21 protein-coding genes are annotated in these 17925 nt (G+C 71.8%); 10 read left to right on the top strand and 11 right to left on the bottom strand.

Going from position 1 to position 17925, the window contains the following annotated elements; translation table 11 throughout:
* Positions 1 to 3: 3 nt before the first annotated feature.
* Together G6039_RS01010 and mrf are read right to left on the bottom strand one after the other, a co-directional pair.
* Positions 4 to 258, bottom strand: coding sequence for a type B 50S ribosomal protein L31 (locus G6039_RS01010; RefSeq protein WP_006944978.1), 255 nt, complete (start codon positions 256 to 258; stop codon positions 4 to 6).
* Entirely contained in the window at positions 255 to 1469 is a 1215-nt protein-coding gene (mrf, locus tag G6039_RS01005) for a ribosome hibernation factor-recruiting GTPase MRF (protein WP_029542033.1), read from the bottom strand. The genes G6039_RS01010 and mrf overlap by 4 nt, the downstream gene beginning before the upstream one ends.
* 117 nt (positions 1470 to 1586) lie before the next feature.
* Between mrf and rpmB the strand changes: the two genes are divergently transcribed.
* From rpmB to G6039_RS00980, 5 genes are all read left to right on the top strand, one after another.
* Positions 1587 to 1823: a 50S ribosomal protein L28 gene (rpmB, locus tag G6039_RS01000; protein ID WP_006944981.1), complete on the top strand. Its 237-nt coding sequence runs from the start codon at positions 1587 to 1589 to the stop codon at positions 1821 to 1823.
* Complete coding sequence (rpmG, locus tag G6039_RS00995) at positions 1823 to 1987, top strand: 50S ribosomal protein L33 (RefSeq protein WP_003937781.1); 165 nt, start codon at positions 1823 to 1825, stop codon at positions 1985 to 1987. The genes rpmB and rpmG overlap by 1 nt, the downstream gene beginning before the upstream one ends.
* 3 nt (positions 1988 to 1990) lie before the next feature.
* Positions 1991 to 2296 (top strand): 30S ribosomal protein S14, encoded by a 306-nt coding sequence (gene rpsN, locus G6039_RS00990; RefSeq protein WP_006944984.1) that lies wholly within the window; start codon positions 1991 to 1993, stop codon positions 2294 to 2296.
* A 10-nt stretch (positions 2297 to 2306) separates the two neighbouring features.
* Positions 2307 to 2567, top strand: coding sequence for a 30S ribosomal protein S18 (gene rpsR / locus G6039_RS00985; RefSeq protein WP_006944985.1), 261 nt, complete (start codon positions 2307 to 2309; stop codon positions 2565 to 2567).
* 193 nt (positions 2568 to 2760) lie between these two features.
* Positions 2761 to 3654, top strand: coding sequence for a DUF559 domain-containing protein (locus G6039_RS00980; protein ID WP_029542030.1), 894 nt, complete (start codon positions 2761 to 2763; stop codon positions 3652 to 3654).
* A gap of 31 nt (positions 3655 to 3685) precedes the next feature.
* Here the strand turns inward: G6039_RS00980 and G6039_RS00975 are convergent, their stop codons facing one another.
* Genes G6039_RS00975 through G6039_RS00950 form a run of 6 tightly spaced genes read right to left on the bottom strand, consistent with a single transcriptional unit; the run spans position 3686 to position 10040 of the window.
* The gene (locus G6039_RS00975) at positions 3686 to 4699 is read right to left on the bottom strand and encodes a zinc-binding dehydrogenase (RefSeq protein ID WP_029542027.1); all 1014 of its coding nucleotides are present in this window, start codon (positions 4697 to 4699) and stop codon (positions 3686 to 3688) included.
* Entirely contained in the window at positions 4675 to 6276 is a 1602-nt protein-coding gene (phnE, locus tag G6039_RS00970; protein ID WP_029542023.1) for a phosphonate ABC transporter, permease protein PhnE, read from the bottom strand. The genes G6039_RS00975 and phnE overlap by 25 nt, the downstream gene beginning before the upstream one ends.
* A complete protein-coding gene (gene phnC / locus G6039_RS00965) occupies positions 6273 to 7205 on the bottom strand; it encodes a phosphonate ABC transporter ATP-binding protein (protein ID WP_029542021.1) in 933 nt (310 codons plus the stop codon). The genes phnE and phnC overlap by 4 nt, the downstream gene beginning before the upstream one ends.
* 1 nt (position 7206) lies before the next feature.
* Positions 7207 to 8169: a phosphate/phosphite/phosphonate ABC transporter substrate-binding protein gene (locus G6039_RS00960; protein WP_006944992.1), complete on the bottom strand. Its 963-nt coding sequence runs from the start codon at positions 8167 to 8169 to the stop codon at positions 7207 to 7209.
* Positions 8170 to 8199: 30 nt separating this feature from the next.
* The gene (locus tag G6039_RS00955; RefSeq protein WP_029542018.1) at positions 8200 to 8877 is read right to left on the bottom strand and encodes a phosphonatase-like hydrolase; all 678 of its coding nucleotides are present in this window, start codon (positions 8875 to 8877) and stop codon (positions 8200 to 8202) included.
* A 32-nt stretch (positions 8878 to 8909) separates the two neighbouring features.
* The gene (locus G6039_RS00950; RefSeq protein ID WP_006944999.1) at positions 8910 to 10040 is read right to left on the bottom strand and encodes a TIGR03364 family FAD-dependent oxidoreductase; all 1131 of its coding nucleotides are present in this window, start codon (positions 10038 to 10040) and stop codon (positions 8910 to 8912) included.
* 97 nt (positions 10041 to 10137) lie between these two features.
* On the opposite strand from G6039_RS00950, the gene G6039_RS00945 reads away from it, so the two are divergent.
* Positions 10138 to 10854 (top strand): GntR family transcriptional regulator, encoded by a 717-nt coding sequence (locus G6039_RS00945; RefSeq protein ID WP_006945000.1) that lies wholly within the window; start codon positions 10138 to 10140, stop codon positions 10852 to 10854.
* A gap of 46 nt (positions 10855 to 10900) precedes the next feature.
* On the opposite strand, the gene G6039_RS00940 is transcribed toward G6039_RS00945, so the two are convergent.
* Positions 10901 to 11260 carry a hypothetical protein gene (locus G6039_RS00940; RefSeq protein ID WP_152103971.1) on the bottom strand — a complete coding sequence of 120 codons (360 nt, stop codon included), beginning with the start codon at positions 11258 to 11260 and terminating at the stop codon, positions 10901 to 10903.
* Here G6039_RS00940 and G6039_RS00935 point away from each other — a divergent pair.
* Genes G6039_RS00935 through G6039_RS00925 form a run of 3 tightly spaced genes read left to right on the top strand, consistent with a single transcriptional unit; the run spans position 11229 to position 13741 of the window.
* Positions 11229 to 12155, top strand: a complete 927-nt coding sequence (locus G6039_RS00935; protein ID WP_006945002.1) for an AEC family transporter — start codon at positions 11229 to 11231, stop codon at positions 12153 to 12155. The two genes, G6039_RS00940 and G6039_RS00935, sit on opposite strands and share 32 nt — an antisense overlap.
* A 23-nt stretch (positions 12156 to 12178) precedes the next feature.
* A complete protein-coding gene (locus G6039_RS00930) occupies positions 12179 to 12571 on the top strand; it encodes a hypothetical protein (protein WP_029542015.1) in 393 nt (130 codons plus the stop codon).
* A 3-nt stretch (positions 12572 to 12574) separates the two neighbouring features.
* Positions 12575 to 13741 (top strand): MFS transporter, encoded by a 1167-nt coding sequence (locus G6039_RS00925; protein WP_029542013.1) that lies wholly within the window; start codon positions 12575 to 12577, stop codon positions 13739 to 13741.
* Between the two features lie 131 nt (positions 13742 to 13872).
* Here the strand turns inward: G6039_RS00925 and G6039_RS00920 are convergent, their stop codons facing one another.
* A complete protein-coding gene (locus tag G6039_RS00920) occupies positions 13873 to 15810 on the bottom strand; it encodes a vWA domain-containing protein (RefSeq protein ID WP_043797702.1) in 1938 nt (645 codons plus the stop codon).
* The gene (locus G6039_RS00915; protein ID WP_029542008.1) at positions 15810 to 17195 is read right to left on the bottom strand and encodes a sigma 54-interacting transcriptional regulator; all 1386 of its coding nucleotides are present in this window, start codon (positions 17193 to 17195) and stop codon (positions 15810 to 15812) included. Before G6039_RS00915 ends, G6039_RS00920 begins: the two co-directional genes overlap by 1 nt.
* Before the next feature lie 136 nt (positions 17196 to 17331).
* Here G6039_RS00915 and G6039_RS00910 point away from each other — a divergent pair, with 136 nt between their 5' ends.
* The gene (locus G6039_RS00910) at positions 17332 to 17904 is read left to right on the top strand and encodes a DUF4126 domain-containing protein (RefSeq protein ID WP_029542006.1); all 573 of its coding nucleotides are present in this window, start codon (positions 17332 to 17334) and stop codon (positions 17902 to 17904) included.
* Positions 17905 to 17925: the final 21 nt, after the last annotated feature.

Here is a 17925-nt window from a genome sequence, read left to right as displayed (position 1 = left end):
GGGTCAGGGCCGGCGGCGCTTGCCGTACTTGCGTTCGAACTTCTCGACCCGGCCGGCGGCGTCGAGCACGCGGGCAGTTCCCGTCCAGAAGGGGTGGGATTCGCTGGTGACGTCCACGACGATCAGCGGGTAGGTGTTGCCGTCGGACCATTCGACCGTGCGGTCGGCGGTGACGGTGGAGCGGGTCAGGAACGCCGATCCGGTGTTGGCGTCCTGGAACACCACGGGGTGGTAGTCGGGGTGGATGCCGGGCTTCATGCTCGTCCTTCTCCTTCTGTCGGTGCGGTGCCGGCGGTGGGTGCCGACAGGTCGTCGCACGGGTCTTCGTGGTACTCGCCGAACGGGTCGTCCCACGTCGGCCAGGCCGCCGGGTCGGCGAACTCCTCGTCGGTGAGCAGCGCCCACTCCAGGGCGCGGTGGATCTCGTCGGGGTCCGCGTCGTGGGTGAGGATCACCATCGAGGTGTCGCGGTCCCCGTGGGTGTCGTCCCAGCGCAGTGCCGCCATGGCCCGCCGTTCGCCGGAGACGCGTTGCTGTTGCTCGGGAGTCATCGCGGCGAGCCACGGCCCGGCGTGGGCGACGCGCAGGCCCTCACCGGCGGACTCGATCAGCAGCGCGTTGTCCGGTTGCGTCGCGACCCAGGCCCGGCCGCGGGCGCGGACCACGCCGTCGAGGAGGACGTCGATCGCCTCGTGCAGGCGCTGCGGGTGGAAGGGCCGGCGGGCACCGAACTCGAGCAGCCGCACGCCGCAGTCCTCGCCGAGCGGTGGTTGACCGCGCAGCAGCGGAGAGTGCGCGTCGGACACCGTCCCGCGCCGCGCGCCGGGCGGGATCTGCCGGAGCAGGTGTTCGACGTCGACGTCCTCGCCCCACGCGACGGGTGCGTCGGGCGCGAGCCGCGAGAGCACCGCGTGCAGCTTGGCCTGCTGCCAGCCGTCGGCTCCGGGCCGGACGACGAGGGCGTCGGCGAACTCGACCTGGCCGACGACGACCTGGGCGACGGTGCGGTCGTCGTCGAGTTCCTCGTCGCCGGTGGCGTCGGTGAGCCAGGTGGCGGCGTCGATGCAGGTGACGGTGGCCTCGATCCGCACGTCGTGGGCGGCGGGTCCGTCGATCTGCCCGACCACGCCGGAGACGACGACGTGCTCGACGGCCCAGCACAGCGCCTCGGGTTCGAGCCGCGGGTCGAGGAGCAGGACGATGCGGTCGACGTTGCTGCGGGCGTGCAGGCGCCGCAGCAGCGGGAGCAGATCCTCGCGGAGGGTGCAGGAGACGCAGCCGTGGGCCAGTTCGAGCACGTCGAGGCGGTGGTCGTGCACGGTGGTGAGGGTGCGGCGCACGACCCCCTCACCGACGTGGTCGAGGTCGTGGTGCACGACGACGGTTCCCGGACGCAGCAGGGCCCGCGCGGTGCGTTCGGTGGGTCCGCGCCGGCCCGAGACGACGATCAGCGGCGTTCTGGTGTCCACCGGAACCCCTTTCGGTAACGATTGTCATTAGCTCGAAGGGAGCGTACAGTCGCTCGGGCCATTTGTCGAAAACGATTGTCGTTACGCCCTCGGGGCGCCGACAGAAGGGAGCCCGCCGTGTCGGCGCACTGCCAGGTGACCGGACGCAAGCCCGGCTTCGGGAAATCCGTCTCCCATTCGCACGTCCGCAGCAATCGCCGCTGGGACCCGAACATCCAGCGCAAGACCTACTACCTGCCCTCCGAGGGACGCCGGGTCACCCTGACGCTCTCCGCCAAGGGCATCAAGACCATCGACCGCGACGGCATCGAAGCCGTCGTCGCCCGCCTCCGCGCCCGAGGAGAAAAGCTCTAGTGGCCCGCAACGAGATCCGACCCATCGTCAAGCTGCGCTCCACCGGCGGCACCGGGTACACCTACGTCACCCGCAAGAACCGGCGCAACGATCCCGACCGGCTGGTCCTGCGCAAATACGATCCCGTGCTGCGCCGCCACATCGACTTCCGCGAGGAAAAGTAGGCCATGGCCAAGAAATCGAAGATCGCCCGCAACGAGCAGCGCAAGCTCGTCGTCGCCCGCTACGCCGCACGTCGCGCGGAACTGAAGGAGATCGTGCGGCGCCCGTCGAGCACCGACGCGGAACGCCTCGCCGCCCGGACGGCCCTGCAGCGTCTGCCGCGCGACGCCAGTCCGGTACGATTGCGCAATCGAGACGCTGCGGATGGACGTCCGCGCGGCCACCTGCGGAAGTTCGGGCTCTCACGCGTGCGCGTGAGGGAACTCGCGCACCGCGGCGAGCTGCCCGGCGTCCACAAGTCGAGCTGGTGAGGAGCGAGTCATGGCAGTCAAGAGGGGCCCGTCGAAGAAGTCGCGTGCCGTGGAAGGCCGCAAGCCCAAGAAGAACCCGCTGTTCGCGGCGAAGATCGAGTACGTCGACTACAAGGACGTGAACCTGCTCCGCACGTTCATCTCCGATCGCGGCAAGATCCGCAGCCGTCGCGTGACCGGCCTGACCCCGCAGCAGCAGCGGCAGGTCGCCGTCGCGGTCAAGAACGCCCGCGAGATGGCGCTGCTGCCCTTCACCACCACCAGCAAGTAGAGCTCCACTCGCGACGAGGGTCGCGCGGGCACGTGCCCGCGCGGCCCTCGTCGTATCTGTGGACCGTCGAGTGTGCACAATTCGCGCTGGCTCACGGTGTGTCGTCCCGAGATGTGCACACTCGCGCGAGTTGTCCACAGGCCGTCGCGACCGCGGTTCCCTCCCGCACGGTCACCGGGCATCCTCGGCGATCATGGGGGAATTCGACGAACCGTTCCTGGGGACGCAGGCCGTACGGGCGGGCCTTCTCACGCCGCACCAACTTCGGCGATTCCGGCGCGTACACCGGGACGTGTACATCCACCGGGACGCGGCCGTCACACCGTACGGCCGCGCACGGGCCGCATGGCTCTGGGCGGGAGGCGACGGCGTGCTGGCCGGCTACTCGGCCGCTGCCCTGTTCGGCAGCCGATGGATCGACGCGACCGCGCCCGCCGAACTGATCCGACGCGGTAGCCGCCGGGGTACGGACGGGGTCGTCGTGCACGCCGAGACGATCCTCGACGACGAAGTGTGCACGCTGGCAGACATGCGGGTGACGTCTTCGGCCCGGACCGCGTTCGATCTCGGTCGTCGTCTCGTCCTGGATACCGCGGTCGAACAGCTCGACGCGCTGTGCCGTGCCACCCGCTTGGACCCTGCGCATGTCGCCGAACTGGCCGATCGGCACAGCGGCGCCCGCGGCGTGCGGCGGCTGAGGCAGGCGCTCCCACTGGTCGACCCCGGAGCCGAGTCGCTCCCGGAGACGCGGGTACGGCTGCTTCTCGTGCGTGGCGGCCTACCCCGCCCCAGCACCCAGGTCCCGGTCGCCGGCGTGGACGGACGCGTCCTCGGGTGGGCCGACCTGGGCTGGAAGCAATGGCGCACCCTCGTCGAGTACGACGGCATCCATCACTGGACGGACGAGCGACAGCGCACCAAGGACATCGAACGATACGAGGCATTCGCGGCGCTGGGCTGGTCCGTGGTCCGCGTCAACTCCGAACAACTGCGCCTGCGCCCCGCATCGGTCGTGGAGCGCGTGCGGATGCGGCTTCGAGCGGCAGGCGCTCCCGTCCGACCGCCGAGTGCGCACAATTCGCGCTGAGTCACGGCGTGTCGTCACGAGAAGTGCGCGCTCACGGGGCGACGGACGCGCGCAGGGCGGGCGCGGCGGGCCGACGCAGGGCGTCCGCGAGATCGTCCAGCCGGACCGGTTCGGCGACGAGTTCGTCCCACGGGTAGGTACCGGCCGTGCGGGTCAGGAACGCCACGGCACGACGGAGGTGGGCGGGCTCGTAGTTGTGGACTCCGGTGACGGTGAGCCACCCCCGCACGACGGCCTCGGGGTCGAGGGGCACCGAAGGGCCCGGCGTCACGGACCCGGCCAGCACGAGGCGGCCCCCGACGTCGAGCCGGCGCAGGCACTCCCCCACCGCCGCGACGGATCCCGAGAAGTCGAGCGCGACGTCGACGGGGCCGCCCTCGTCGCCGAGGGCCCCGAACCGCTCGGCCACCGCGATCCGTTCCGCATCCGGGTCGGCGACGCGCACATCGGCACCGGCCGCCGCGCACAGCGCGATCGCGGTGACCCCGAGCAGGCCGGCGCCGCACACCAGCACCCGCCGTCCGGCGACGTCACCGGCCGCCTCGACAGCGGCGACCGCCGTCGCCGTCGCACATGCCGCCGGGGCCGCGACGACGTCCGGCACCGAGTCCGGCACCCGGACCACGCCCACCCCGGCCGGCAGCACGATGTGGTGGGCGTAGCCGCCCGACAACGCCCAGTCGCCGTCGAACGGTTCGTGCCCCACCTTGCGCACGGCCCGGCACTTGGCGGTCCGCCCGGACACGCACCTGTCGCACGCGCCGCACGAGGCCGTGACAGTCCACACGACGCGCGCGCCGACGACGGTCCCGGCACCGGGACCGGCCGCGACGACGTCACCGACGGCTTCGTGCCCCAGCACCGACGGCCGCGGCCCGGGCCGCCGTCCGGCGACGGTGTGCAGGTCGCTGCCGCACACGGTTGCGAGCCGGACACGCACCAGCAGTTCCCCGTCACCGAGCCGCGGGACGGGGACGTCGAGCACGTCGACGCCGTCGCCGGTCCACACGGCCGCGCGCGTCAGACCACCAGCGACCGGATCCATCCCGACATCCTTTCGATCAGGTAGACGACGGCGAACACGATGATCACGATCGCTCCGGCGAACTCGAAGTTCAGGGTGCGGATCGCCTCGAACAGCAGGAAGCCGACGCCGCCGGCGCCGACGATGCCGAGCACCGTCGAGGTGCGAATGTTGACGTCGAGCAGGTAGAGGCTCGAGCCGATGACGGACGGCACCGCCTGCGGAATCACCGCCGCGAACAACGTCTTCCACCAGCCCCCGCCGACGGCCCGCACCGCCTCGACCGGCCCGGGATCGATCTCCTCGACGGCGTCCGCCACGAGTTTGCCGAGGAATCCCACGGATCCGAGAGCGAGTGCGCACGCCCCCGCGACGGGACCGAGGCCGATCGCGGCGACGAAGATCACCGCGAGGATCAGCTCGGGCACCGCGCGGACGAACAGGATCACCGAGCGAGCCGACCAATACACAGCCGAGTTCGGGGACACGTTGCGGGCGGCGAGTATCCCGAACGGCAGGGAGAGCACGATCCCGGCGGCCGTGGCGACCGCACCGATCGCGAAGGTTTGCAGGACGGCGTCGAGCAGCCTGCCGCCGACGGCGGTGAAGTCCGGCGGGAGCAGCCGGGTGAACACCTCGAGTGACGGACCGATCCACGTGACCAGCGCACGCGGGTCGATACGCAGGCTGATCAGTGCACCGATCGTGGCGGCGGCGACCGTGCCGGAGAAGATGAGTCGCGCGGCTCTTTCCCGGCGCGGATCCGGAACGGAGGGTGCCAGCAGAACCCGCCGGACGACGACCGCGAGCACCTCCATCGCGGCGATGATCGCGAGGATCACGCACACGATGCCCAACGCCCGCGGATACACCAGTCCGCGCAGGGCGTCCTGGAGCGCGAACCCGATGCCGCCGGCGCCGACGAAACCGAGCACGACGGAGGTGCGCAGGTTGATGTCGATGCGGTAGACGAAGGTACCCATCCAGGACGGAACCACCTGGGGCACCACGGCATTGAGCATCTCGCGGACATAGCCGGCACCCGTGCTGCGTACCGCCTCCCGTGGTCCGGGATCGGTCTGCTCGACGGCGTCGGCGAACAGCTTGCCGAGCATGCCGATGGAATGCAGCGCGAGCGCGAGCACGCCGGGCAGGACACCGATGCCGAGGGCGCGGACGAACAGCACCGCGAACAGCAGGTCCGGCACCGCCCGGCAGAAGGTGATCACCGCGCGCGCCACCGTGTACACGGCGGGGTGCGGGGTGGTGTTGCGGGCGGCCAGGAAGGCCAGCGGCACCGACGCGACGGTCGCGAGCACCGTCCCGAGCACCGCCATCAGCAGCGTGTCGAGGGCGAGTTTCCAGATCCGGCCCGGATCGTCGAGGGTGGGTGGAAACATGCGGCCGAGCAGGCCGGCGACGTCGTCGAGCCCGTCGAGCAGTGCCGCGGGGGCGAAGTCGATGTAGCGGGCGGAGACCAGGACGACGAGGAGCGCGACAGCCGCGCACGTTCCCAGCAGACGCCGGCGGCGGACGGCCGGCCGCGGCAGGCGCCGCCCGACACGGTCGGGCGGCGACGGCGCGAGGGCGGTGCTCACGACGGTCCCGTCGGCGCCGAGGCCGGCCGGGCGGCCGGGTCGACCCGCCGGTAGATGTCCATGGCCTCACCCCTGCTCAGCTCCACGGCCGGCCGGTCGAGCACCTTCCGTCCGCCGCGCAGGCCGACGATCCGGTGGGCCCAGCCCAGCGCGAGGTCCACCTGGTGCAGGGTGCACACGACGGTGAGCTTGTCCTCCATGCACACACGGAAGAGCAGGTCCATCACCACCCCGGCGTTCTCGGGGTCGAGGGACGCGACCGGTTCGTCGGCGAGCAGGACGGTGGGACGCTGCATCAGCGTCCGCGCGATCGCGACCCGTTGCTGCTGCCCACCGGAGAGGGTGTCGGCGCGACGATCCGCGAGGTCGGCCAGCCCCACGCGGTCGAGGTGGTCGAGGGCCTCGGTGCGCATCCGCTTCGGGTACGTCGCGGCGCCGTAGCGGGGCAGGCGCAGGCGCCCGAGCCCGCCGACGAGGACGTTCTCGAGGCAGCTGAGCCGGCCGACGAGGTTGAAGTGCTGGAAGACGAACCCGACCTCCCGCCGCAGCATGCGCAGCTCGGCGCGGGACGCCAGATCGACGCGGGTGCCGGCCACCTCCACGGCCCCTTCGGTGACGCTGTGCAGACCGTTGAGGCAGCGCAGCAGCGTCGACTTGCCGGAGCCGGACAGGCCCAGCAGCACGACGAGTTCGCTGCGGTGCACCTCGAGGTCGACACCGTCGAGAGCCACGGTGTCGCCGAACTTCTTCGTGACGCGACGGGCGGAGACGACGACGTCGTCGCCCGCGACGGTGAGGTCTTCGTCGCCCGCGACGGTGAGGTCTTCGTCGCCCGCGACGGTGAGGTCTTCGTCGCCCGCGACGGTGAGGTCTTCGTCGCCCGCGACGGTGAGGTCTTCGTCGCCCGCGACGGTGTGATCGCTGTTCAACTCAGCCCTTGCACTTGTCGGACTCGGTCAGGGCACACACCTCGCGCACGCCCTCGTAGTCGGCGTCGGTCGCGGCGACGACGCCCCACGCCCGTTCGTCGGTGATGCGGCACTCGCCGTCGCACAGTCCCGCGGCGCGCATGTGATCGGCGTTGGCCTTGTCGACGAAGATCGTGCGGAGCCGGTCGACGGTGTCGGCACCGAGCGAGTTGCTCGCCACGAACAGCGAGCCGGCGATCGTCTCGGACTCCCAGACCTTCTTCAGTTCGCCTTCCTTCAGGTCGCCGCTGGCGATCATGGTCTCGTCGACCATGGTGTCGAAGGCGAATCCGGCATCGCAGTCGCCGGCGGCGATCGCGAGGGCCGAGGCGTCGTGGCCGCCCGCGTAGATCGGGTTCACACCGGCGGCGACGGCCTGCTCGGTGCCGGATTCGACGACGCCGGCCTCGATGAGTCCCGCGGAGGGGTAGAGGAATCCGGACGTGGATCCCGGGTCCACGAAGCACACGTCCTTGCCGGCGAAGTCGTCGATGCCGTCGATCTCGGTGTTGTCGGAGCGGGTGAGGCCGTAGGACCGGTAACCCGGCTCGCCGCCGGCGGCCTGGACGACGGCGCCGAGCGGGCTGACATCGGCGCCGTTGACGCCGGCCACGACGTAGGCGAACGGGCCGAAGAAGGCGAGGTCGACGTTGTCGGCGATGATGCCCTCGACCACGCCGGCGTAGTCGGAGGCCTGCACGAACTCGACATCGGCGCCGGTCTCGCGCTCGAGGAGCGCGATGAGCGGGTCGTAACCGGCCTGCAGGTCCGCCGAGTTCTCGGCGGGAATCGCGGCCAGGGTGAGCTTCTCGGGGAAGCCCTGGGCGTTGACGGCGTCGGGATCGGAGCCGCCGCAGGCGGTGAGGGCGAGAGCGAGGCCGGTCGCGAGCGCGGTCGCCGCGACCGTTCGGCTGGAGCAGTGCATGTCGGGAAGTCCTCGGGGTCGGGGTGTCTGTCAGGACTGCAGGAGCAGATCGGGCAGGTCGGCGACGGAATCGACGATGTGGGTGGCCCCGGCGTCGCGCAGCGCCTGTTCGTCGTGGGCGCCGGTGCGGGTGCCGGCGACGACGGAGGCACCGGCGCGGCGGCCGGAGAGCATGTCGCCCACGGTGTCGCCGACCACGGCGACCTCGCGAACGTCGTCGATCTCGGCGCGCAGCAGCGCGGTGAGCACCAGGTCGGGGTACGGCCGGCCGCGAACGGCGTCGGACGGCGCGAGGGTGAGATCGGCGAGGTCCTCCCAGCCGAGGGCGGCGAGCAGCCGGTCCTGGGTGGCGCGGCTGAAGCCGGTGGTGAGGGCCACGGCGAGGCCGGCGTCGCGCAACCGGGTGATCGCCTCGGCGGCCCCGGGGATCGGCTCGACCTCGCCGGCGTCGACGAATTCGTCGTAGGCCCGCTCGAAGGCGGCGTTCGCGGCGCGGGCCCGTTCCTCGGAGCCGAACAGGGACCGGAAGACGACGATCTTGGACCGGCCCATCGTGTCGAGGACGTAGCCCCGGGCGGCGTCGCGTTCGGGCCCGTCGGCGGGCAGTCCGACGCTGGTGGCGGCCGCGTCGAAGGCGCGGAGGACGAGGCCGCCGTCGGCGACGGTGGTGCCGGCCATGTCGAGCACGGCCAGTCGGATGACAGTCATTGCTACTCCGGAATCGTTGCGGGAGAGGATGTTCAGAGCTCGAGGAGATCGGCGGTCCGCTCGCCGAGGTAGGGGCCGAGGGTCATGCCGCGGCCGCCCGGCCCGGCGATGATCCAGATGTCGTCGTCGACGCGGGCACGGTGGACGAGTTCGGTGGGATCGAGGCACTGGCTGTAGACCCCGGCCCAGCGCCGCATCACCGGCGGGAGCCGGCGTCCGAGCAGGTCCTCCGCGACGGTGACGAGGTGCTCGTACGGGGCCTCGTCGACGTCGAAGGCGAACGGTTCGTCGTACTCGTGGGTGTCGCCGAGAGTGAGCCCGCCGTCCAGGCGCTGCACGCACAGCAGCTGCATGCGGTGCCGCTCGGCGGTGAGCGCCTGCGGTTCGCGCGCCTTCAGCTCCTCCAGCGCGGCCCCGGCGAATCCCGGGTAGTAGCGCAGGCTGTCGCCGTCGGCGACGGACGTGGTGAGCTTCTCCCCCAGCGGCGCGGTCTGCATCATCTGCAATCGCACGCGGCGCAGGGGCAGGTCGCCGCCGAGTTCGCGGGCGAGACCGGACAGGGTCGCTCCGGGGCACACGAGCACGAGGTCGGCCTCGTGGACGGTGCCGTGGTCGTCGCGCACCTGCACGGTGCCGTGGGCGGTGCGGGTCACGGTGCGCGCCTCGGTCTCCGGCCGGAATCGATACCGCCCGGAGGTGGCGAGGTGCCACCGGATCGCGGGCAGGGCGACGCGGGATTCGACGGCGGCGTCGGTGCTGCAGTGCAGACCGGCGACGAACTTGCCGCGCAGGGCGGGATTGAGCCGCCGGACCGCCTCGGGCTCGAGCAGGGTGAAGCCCCGGTCACGCGCGTCGGCGCGGTCCGCGGCCTCCCGGGCGACGGCCACCTCGGCGTCGGTGCGAAGAAGGGTGATCGATCCGTTCGCCCGGAAACCGATGCCGGGGACGCGGGCGCCGAGGTCGGCCCACAACTCGCGGGAGCGCAGGGTGGCAGCCAGTTCGCCCTCGGTACGCCCGGAGACCCACACGAGGCCGAAGTTGCGGACGGTGGCGCCCCGGGCCTCCGGTTCGCGTTCGAGGTGAACGACGTCGTGTCCGCGGCGGACGGCGGCGTCGGCGTGGGCGGTGCCCAGAATGCCGCCGCCGATGATCAGGATTCGCATGGCCCCGAGCCTGAGCGATGGTCTAGACCAATGAGGGGACGGCAGGCGAACGCGCGGTGAACAATTGGTATAGACCAAAATCCGGTACGCTTCGAGCGTGACAGCAACCGCTCGCGAGGCCCGGGTCCCCAAGCACCAGATCGTGCGGCATCAGGTCGACGCCCTGCTCGACGAGCTCTCCGTCGGCGACCCGGTGCCTTCCGAGCGCGACCTCGCCACCCGGTTCGACGTGGCCCGGGAGACCGTGCGCCAGGCGCTGCGCGAACTCCTCGTCGACGGCCGCATCGAACGCCGCGGCCGGGGCACCGTCGTCGCGAAGCCCAAGATCCTGCAACCGCTGATCATCGGCTCCTACACCGAGGCCGCCCTCGCGGAGGGCCGCAGCGCGGGACGCATTCTCGTCGGCTGGACCGACCTCGCCGCCGACCCCGACCTCGCCGAGGTACTCGCGATCGCCGTCGGCGACCCCGTCCTCGAACTCGAACGCGTCCTGCTCACCGACGGCGTCCGCGTCGGACTCGAACGGACGCGCCTGCCCGCCGATCGCTATCCGGGACTCGTCGACAGCTTCGACTCCACGTCGTCGCTGTACGCGGCGATCCGCGCGCGCGGGATCACCTTCGCGCGCGCGGTCGAGTACATCGAGACCACCCTGCCCGACGCCCGCGAGGCGGCACTCCTCGACGCCGACATCCGCACGCCCATGCTCCTGCTCAACCGCGTTTCCTACGATCAGCACGACGCGCCGATCGAGCAGCGGCGGTCGCTCTACCGCGGGGACCGGATGACGTTCGTCGCCACGGTGACGCCCTGAGTCCGCCCCGGAGCACGGCGGCGAGGTGCGCCGGGCCCGGAGCCCCTCAGGAACCGTCGTCGCCGCACACGCCGAGATGCTGCAGGACCAGTTCCTGCCGTCGCACCAGCCGCTCCGAGATCGTCCAGTCGGCGTGCTGGTAGCGCGGATGCTGAGCCAGCGCGATGACGTTGGCCGGAGGGTAAACAATCGGGTCGGTCGGCATTTTTTCAGCATCGCAGACTTTCGCCCGCGATGTCCGGCCGGGCTCCCACCCGCATCGTTCCTGCTGCCCGGCACGCCCGGTGAGCCGCGGTGCCGTTACCGCCGGTAAGGTTCTCGGCCTGGCGTGCAGCGCCTGAGTGTCGGGTGGTGACGAAGGGTTGTGACGGTCGGTGTCGGGCGTGATCGCGGGATTCAGCGTCATCTTCGTGATCATCGCGATCGGATTCGCGCTCGGCCGCACCGGCACGCTCGGACCCGAGGGACAGTTTGTGCTCAGCCGGATGGTGTTCTTCGTCGCCACTCCCGCGCTGCTGTTCGACTCGCTGGCCACCTCCGACCTGTCGGTGATCTTCTCCCCCACCCTGTACGTCGCCGCGGCCACGGCGTTCGCCGTCGCCGCGCTCTACCTCGTCGTCGCGAAGCTGTGGCTGCGCCGACCCCTGCCGGAACTGACGATCGGCGCGCTCGCCGCCTCCTACGTCAACTCCGCCAACCTCGGCATCCCGATCGCGGTGTTCGTCCTCGGCGACGCCTCCTTCGTCGCGCCGCTGCTGCTGTTCCAGATCGTGCTGTTCTCCCCCATCGCGTTGACGATGCTGGACCTGTCCACGATGCGCGCCGGGGCGTCCCGGATGGAGACGATCACCGCCCCGTTCAAGAACCCCATCGTGCTGGCCGGTGCGGCCGGGCTCACCGTCGCCGTCGCCGGCTGGACGCTGCCCACCGCGCTGATGCAGCCGTTCCACCTCCTCGGGGGCGCCTCGGTGCCGGGTGCCCTGCTCGCGTTCGGCCTGTCGCTCCAGGGCGTGCGGGTGCTCGAAAAGGGCACGAGCCCACGCCGCGACGTCGCGCTCGCCTCGGTACTCAAGATCGTGGTGCAGCCCGTCCTCGCCTACGTCATGGCCCGCCACCTGATGGGCCTCGACGGGCACGAGCTCTTCGCGATCGTCGTGGTGGCGACGCTGCCGACCGCACAGAACGTGTTCGTCTACGCCAGCCGCTACGGCCGCGGCATGGTGCTCGCCCGCGACGCCGCGCTGGTCACCACGCTCGCCTCGATACCCGCGATCGGCGTCGTCGCCGCGCTGCTGGCATGACGGGCACGGCTAGGTTGAGACCCATGCGATTGCTGCTGCTCGCCGCCTGCTGCGTCCTGGCCGTCGCGTGCGGTCCGGGCGGCGCCGGCGTCCCCGCCCTGCCCGAGGCGCCGACGCCGGAGGGGGCAACGGTCTTCACGGCCCGCGACGATCTCGTCGACCCGCACCCGATCCCGATACAGTCGTGGACCCGCGTCGGCGGCGACCGCATCGCCGTCCACTTCGAGACCGGCACACCCGAGTGTTTCGGGGTCGACGCCACCGTCACCGAGTCCGGCACCTCCGTGACGGTGGCGCTGCGCGGCGGCACGCTGCCCGAGGCGGTGGACCGGGCGTGCATCATGATCGCCGTCACCGGTGTGCTCGAACTGACGCTGCGGGCGCCGCTCGCCGACCGGATCGTGACGGCCGGCTGATCGATGGCCCGCACCCCCCGGCACTGGCTGCTGCTCCTGTGCACGGCGACGGCGCTGCTGCACGCGACGTTCCAGTCGGTGCGCGTCCTCGTCTCCTACCGCGTTCTCGCCCTCGGCGGCGACGCGGCCGTGATCGGCGTGGTGACGGCCCTGTTCGCCCTCGTTCCGCTGGTGCTCGCGGTGCCACTCGGCCGGGCCGTCGACCGCCGGCACGCGGCCGGAATCCTCCGGGCCGGGGTGGTCGTGTCGGTGGCCGGTGCGCTGATCATCGCCCTCAGCCCGGACCTGCTGGTGCTCGGTCTCGGCAACGCCGTCCTGGGTCTCGGTCAGCTCCTGGTGACGGTGTCGGGGCAGGCGTTCGTGTCGATCCTGTCGCCGCCGGGCGAGCTCGATCGCGGCTTCGCGGGCATCACCCTCGGGGTGTCGGTCGGTCAGGCGATCGGGGTGCCGCTCGCCGGCGTGATCGCTGCGGCGAGCAACGGCGAGACCGTCGAGACCACGCCGGCGCTGCTCGTGATGACGGTTCTGGCCGCGATGGCCCTGCCGTTCGTCGTCGGCTTGCGCGAACCACCCGGTTCCGGACGCACCCCGGACGACGCGCCCCCGCAGTCGGTGCTGTCGATGCTGCGCACGCGCGGGATGAAGCCCGCGATGTTCTCGAGCCTCGTGGTGCTGGCGTCCGTGGACATCGTCGTCGCGTACCTGCCGCTGCTCGGTGAGGAGTTCGGATTCGGGGTGCTGCTCGTGTCGGCTCTGCTCACCGCCCGCACCGTCGCGTCGATCGTCTCGCGCGCGGTGCTGCCGTGGGCGCTGCGGACGATCCCGCGGCGACGTCTGCTGCTGTCGGCGACGGCGTGCACTGCGCTGCCCGTCGCGGCCCTACCGTTTCTGCCCAACCCGTGGGCGCTGGGCGCGCTCCTGGCGCTCTGCGGCGCCTTCTGGGGTTTCGGGCAGCCGCTGACCATGACGTGGGTGGTCGAACTGGTGGCACCGGCGGACCGGGCGTCGGCGCTGGCGGTACGCCTCACCGGCAACCGTCTCGGCCAAGTGTCGGTGCCGTTGGCAGCCGGCGCGATCGCCGGGGTCGCCGGCACCGCCTCGGTGTTCCTGGTAACCGCGGGACTGCTGTCGGCTGCCGCGGTGAGCACGTGGCGGGCGCTGCGCAGGTAGACGCCACCCGTGCGCGCTTTCGGTAGCTCCCACTACCGGAACCGCGCACGGCCGCGTCAGCGGCGGCGCAGCCGCGCATAGTCACCGGCGGCGCAGCCGCGCATAGTCACCGGCGGCGCAGCCGCGCATAGTCACCGCCGGCGCAGCCGCACGTAGTCACCGACGACGGCGGCGCCGAGTCCGTCGACGTCGGGCGCGACGACCCGCCCACCGACCCGGCGGGCCATACGGTCGACGATCCGTGCCAGCCCGGGATCGTCGCCGAGCCGGAAGATCGTCACGTGCGCACCGGCGCGGGCGAGATGATCGAATTCGCGGACCGTCATCCCCAGGGTGCGGGCGCTGGGTGGATAGTCGAACGCCGCGTAGCCGTCCGCCTCGAGGTGCGCGGTGGGTTCGCCGTCGGTGACCACCAGCACCACCGGCTGGGCGTTGGAATGCCGGCGCAGGTGCCGGCCGGCCAGCATCAGCGCATGATGCAGGTTGGTGCCCTGCTCGTAGACCCCGTCCAGCCCGGCGAGTTCGGTGGCGGTGACGACCCGAGCGTGCCGGCCGAACGCGATCAGCTGCAGCGCGTCACCGCGGAACCGGGTCGAGACCAGGTGGTTGAGGGCCAGTGCCGTGCGCTTCATCGGCACCCATCGACCGTCCATCACCATCGAGAACGAGGTGTCCACCAGCAGTGCCACGGCGGCCTGGGTGCGCTGCTCGGTCTCGACGACCTCGACGTCGGTGACGTCCATCCGCACCGGGATTCGCGCGGGAGCGCGCAGGGTGGCGTTGGTGAGGGTGCGCACGACGTCCCACGGCTCGGTGTCTCCGAACTCCCACGGACGCGACGCCCCGGTGGGCTCGCCCGTCGCCCCCGCACGGCGGGTCTCGCGCTGCCCGCCGCGGGTGGACAGCTGGTCCATGACGTCGCGCAGCGCGGTCCGGCCGAGTTCGCGCATCGCCTTGGGCGACAGTCGCCACTGCCCGTCGGCGCCGCGGTCGAAGAGCCCCTGCCGTTGCAGTTCCTTCTCGAGCTGGGCGAGCATGCGCGCGTCGGCCGCGGCCTCGTCGCCGAGCTGGCGAGCCAGCGCGTCGAGGTCGATGTCGTCGAGGGAGGCCCCGGCGTACTGCTGGGAGAGCTGCTCGGCGAGCGCGTCGAGTTCGGCAACCTCCTGCAGCGCCCCGGTCGCTTCGCCGAGGCCCATGCCCTGGTCGCCGCGGAACCGCTCCGACCCGGTCCAGTCCTCGCCGGGACGGGCGGCGCGCAGGTGCGAGTCGAGGCGGTCGAGCTGCGACATCAGGCTCGGCGAGCCGAACGCCTGCTGGGCGAGAGCGTCGAGCTCGTCCCGCTGTTCCTGGCTGAGCGAGTTGCGCAGTCGCTGCGCCGCCGCGGCGCGCTGGGCGAGCGAGTCGAGCAGTTCCTCCACGTTGCGGGGGTTCTCCGGGAAGAAGTCGCCGTGCTCGGCCATGAACTGCTCGAAGTCCTCCTGGGTGTCCTCCCCGCGGGAATGCTTGTCCAGCAGATCGTTCAGATCCTCGAGCATCCGGTTCACACGTTCGCGGTCCTCGTCGGTCGCGCCTTCGAGGGCCTGCTTCATCCCGGCGAACCGCTGGTCGAGCATCTCCCGCCCCAGCAGATCGCGGATCTTCTCGTAGTCCTCCCGGGCTTGCGAACTGCGCCAGTCGTAGTCGGCGAGTTCCTGCACGGCCTGGGCGGCGGAGGCGGGCAGTTCCTCGATCCGCATCTCCGCGAACCGGGCCTCGTCGTCGAGAGCGCGCGCGAGCGCCTTGCGCTCCTCGAGCACGGCCCGGTCGAGCAGCTCGCGCACCTCACGCAGCGTGCCGTCGAGATTCGTGCGGTCCAGCAGGTCCCTGCGACGCCGATTCGCCTGCGCGGCAAGCCGGTCCAGGCCGCGCATGGACCCGTGCCCGCGGCGCAGCAGCTCCCGCAGCGCCCGTCGCGGCGAACTGCCGGACAGCACGTCCTCGCCGATGGCGGCGAGGGCCTCACGCAGATCCACCGGCGGGGCGAGCGGGTCGCCGCCGTCGTAAGGTCCGTACCTCGCGCCCCGGCTCATCAGGAGTACACCGCGGCACCGTCGTCGTCGGCGTGCTTGGCGATGCGCCGCGCCAGATAGAGGCCCTCGAGGGCGAGTTCGACGGCGGCAGCCCGGGTTCCGATGCCGTCCGCGCCGAGCCGTTCGGCGACGACGTCGAGGACGGGCAGGTCGGGCAGCTCGTCGAGCAGCGCCTTGGCGGTGATCCGGTCGCCGGTCACCACCGGCCGGCCCTGCTCGACGGCCGCGACGAGCGGACCGAGGTCCACCCCGGCCAGCCGGGTTCGGGCGGCGTCCGCCGTGGCCCGCCGGAGCAGATGGTCGAGCACCTCGAATTCCCGTCCCTCCTCGCCGGATTCGAACTCGACCTTGCCGCGCAGCACCTCCACGACGGTGCCGAGGTCGACGGGCCGTGCGACGGGGTCGGCCTCGCCGAGCACGGCCCCGCGACGCATCGCGGCGGCCGCGACGGTCTCGGCACCGGCGACGGCGAAGCGCGCGGACACGCCGGAACGCTGGTCCACCGACGTGGATTCGCGCAGCAGGCGGGTGAAGCGGGCCAGGATCTCGAGCAGGAAGTCCGGGACCCGCGACTGCAGCTGCGCCTCCTGCTCGATGACGGCGATCTCGTCGTCGAGCTGCGTCGGGTAGTGGGTACGGATCTCGGCGCCGAACCGGTCCTTGAGCGGGGTGATGATCCGGCCCCGGTTGGTGTAGTCCTCCGGGTTGGCGCTGGCGACGAGCAGGACGTCGAGCGGGAGCCGCAGCGTGTACCCCCGCACCTGGATGTCGCGCTCCTCCATCACGTTGAGCAGCGAGACCTGGATGCGCTCGGCGAGGTCGGGCAGCTCGTTGACGGCGACGATGCCGCGGTGGGCGCGGGGTACGAGACCGAAGTGGATGGTCTCGGGGTCGCCGAGGCTGCGGCCCTCGGCGACCTTGACGGGGTCGACGTCGCCGACCAGGTCGGCGACGGAGGTGTCGGGGGTGGCGAGCTTCTCGGCGTAGCGCTCGCTGCGGTGCCGCCAGGCGACGGGCAGGTCGTCGCCGAGCTCCGCGGCGCGGCGGATCGAGGCGGGGGTGATCGGGTCGTAGGGATGCTCCCCGAGCTCGGAGCCGGCGATCACCGGTGTCCACTCGTCGAGCAGCAGGGGCAGGGTGCGCAGCAACCGGGTCTTGCCCTGACCGCGTTCGCCCAGCAGCACCACGTCGTGGCCCGCGAGGAGGGCGCGTTCGAGTTGCGGAACGACGGTGTCGTCGAATCCGACGATGCCCGGCCACGGGTCGATGCCGTCGCGCAGGGCGGCGAGCAGGTTCTGCCGGATCTCGTCCTTGACGGAGCGGTGCACATGGCCCGAGGCGCGCAGCTCGCCGAGGGTGGACGGCCTGACTGTGGGTGACGTCACCCCTCCCAAGGTACGAGCGTTCGGTGATTTCGGCACCTGCAGCCGCGGCGCGTCGCCGCGGCGGGAACGCCGCGCGGGAGCGCCTGCCCGGCCCGGTTCGGTACCCGATGTCGGCGGCGATCCCTACACTCCCGCCATGGACACCTGGCTCCTCGCGGCACTGCTGGGCCTCGGACTGGCCGCCGCCACCGGCCTGCGCACCTTTCTCCCGCTGCTGATGCTCGGCACCGCGGTGCACTTCGGCCTGTTCGGGATCGCGCTCAACGAGTCGATGCAGTGGGTCGGGTCGACGGGCGCGCTCGCCGCCCTGGCGATCGCCACCGTCGTCGAGATCGGCGCCGACCTGGTCCCCCTCGTCGACAACGTCCTCTCGGCCGTCGCCACCGTCGTGCGGCCCGTCGCCGGCGCGCTCGCCGCCTGGGCCGCGTTCGCCGATCTCGACCCGGCGATGGCGGCCCTCGCCGGCATCGTCGTCGGCGCCCCGACCGCGATGGCGGTGAGCACGGTGCAGACCGGCACCCGCGCGGCGAGCACGGTCACGACCGCGGGACTCGGCAACCCGGCGCTGTCACTGCTCGACGACCTGCTCTCCTTCGTCACGTCGTTGATCGCGCTCGTCGTCCCGCTGCTCGTGGTGCCCCTGCTCGCCGGCTTCGCGTGGGCCGTCCACCGCGGGTACCGAGGGCTGAGCCGCCTGCGGACAGGCTGACCGGTTCTGATAGACACGACG

Origin of the sequence: Rhodococcus aetherivorans (assembly GCF_011058165.1) — a bacterium.
GTDB lineage: Bacteria > Actinomycetota > Actinomycetes > Mycobacteriales > Mycobacteriaceae > Rhodococcus > Rhodococcus aetherivorans.
This window is presented reverse-complemented; position numbering and strand designations above follow the sequence as displayed.

Bases quoted from the DNA above. Each gene is read 5' to 3' on its own strand.
- G6039_RS01010 (WP_006944978.1), bottom strand. From the start codon at position 258: ATGAAGCCCGGCATCCACCCCGACTACCACCCCGTGGTGTTCCAGGAC.
- rpsN (WP_006944984.1), top strand. From the start codon at position 1,991: ATGGCCAAGAAATCGAAGATCGCCCGCAACGAGCAGCGCAAGCTCGTC.
- rpsR (WP_006944985.1), top strand. From the start codon at position 2,307: ATGGCAGTCAAGAGGGGCCCGTCGAAGAAGTCGCGTGCCGTGGAAGGC.
- G6039_RS00980 (WP_029542030.1), top strand. From the start codon at position 2,761: ATGGGGGAATTCGACGAACCGTTCCTGGGGACGCAGGCCGTACGGGCG.
- G6039_RS00975 (WP_029542027.1), bottom strand. From the start codon at position 4,699: ATGGATCCGGTCGCTGGTGGTCTGACGCGCGCGGCCGTGTGGACCGGC.
- G6039_RS00960 (WP_006944992.1), bottom strand. From the start codon at position 8,169: ATGCACTGCTCCAGCCGAACGGTCGCGGCGACCGCGCTCGCGACCGGC.
- G6039_RS00955 (WP_029542018.1), bottom strand. From the start codon at position 8,877: ATGACTGTCATCCGACTGGCCGTGCTCGACATGGCCGGCACCACCGTC.
- G6039_RS00950 (WP_006944999.1), bottom strand. From the start codon at position 10,040: ATGCGAATCCTGATCATCGGCGGCGGCATTCTGGGCACCGCCCACGCC.
- G6039_RS00940 (WP_152103971.1), bottom strand. From the start codon at position 11,260: ATGACGCTGAATCCCGCGATCACGCCCGACACCGACCGTCACAACCCT.
- G6039_RS00930 (WP_029542015.1), top strand. From the start codon at position 12,179: ATGCGATTGCTGCTGCTCGCCGCCTGCTGCGTCCTGGCCGTCGCGTGC.
- G6039_RS00925 (WP_029542013.1), top strand. From the start codon at position 12,575: ATGGCCCGCACCCCCCGGCACTGGCTGCTGCTCCTGTGCACGGCGACG.
- G6039_RS00920 (WP_043797702.1), bottom strand. From the start codon at position 15,810: ATGAGCCGGGGCGCGAGGTACGGACCTTACGACGGCGGCGACCCGCTC.
- G6039_RS00910 (WP_029542006.1), top strand. From the start codon at position 17,332: ATGGACACCTGGCTCCTCGCGGCACTGCTGGGCCTCGGACTGGCCGCC.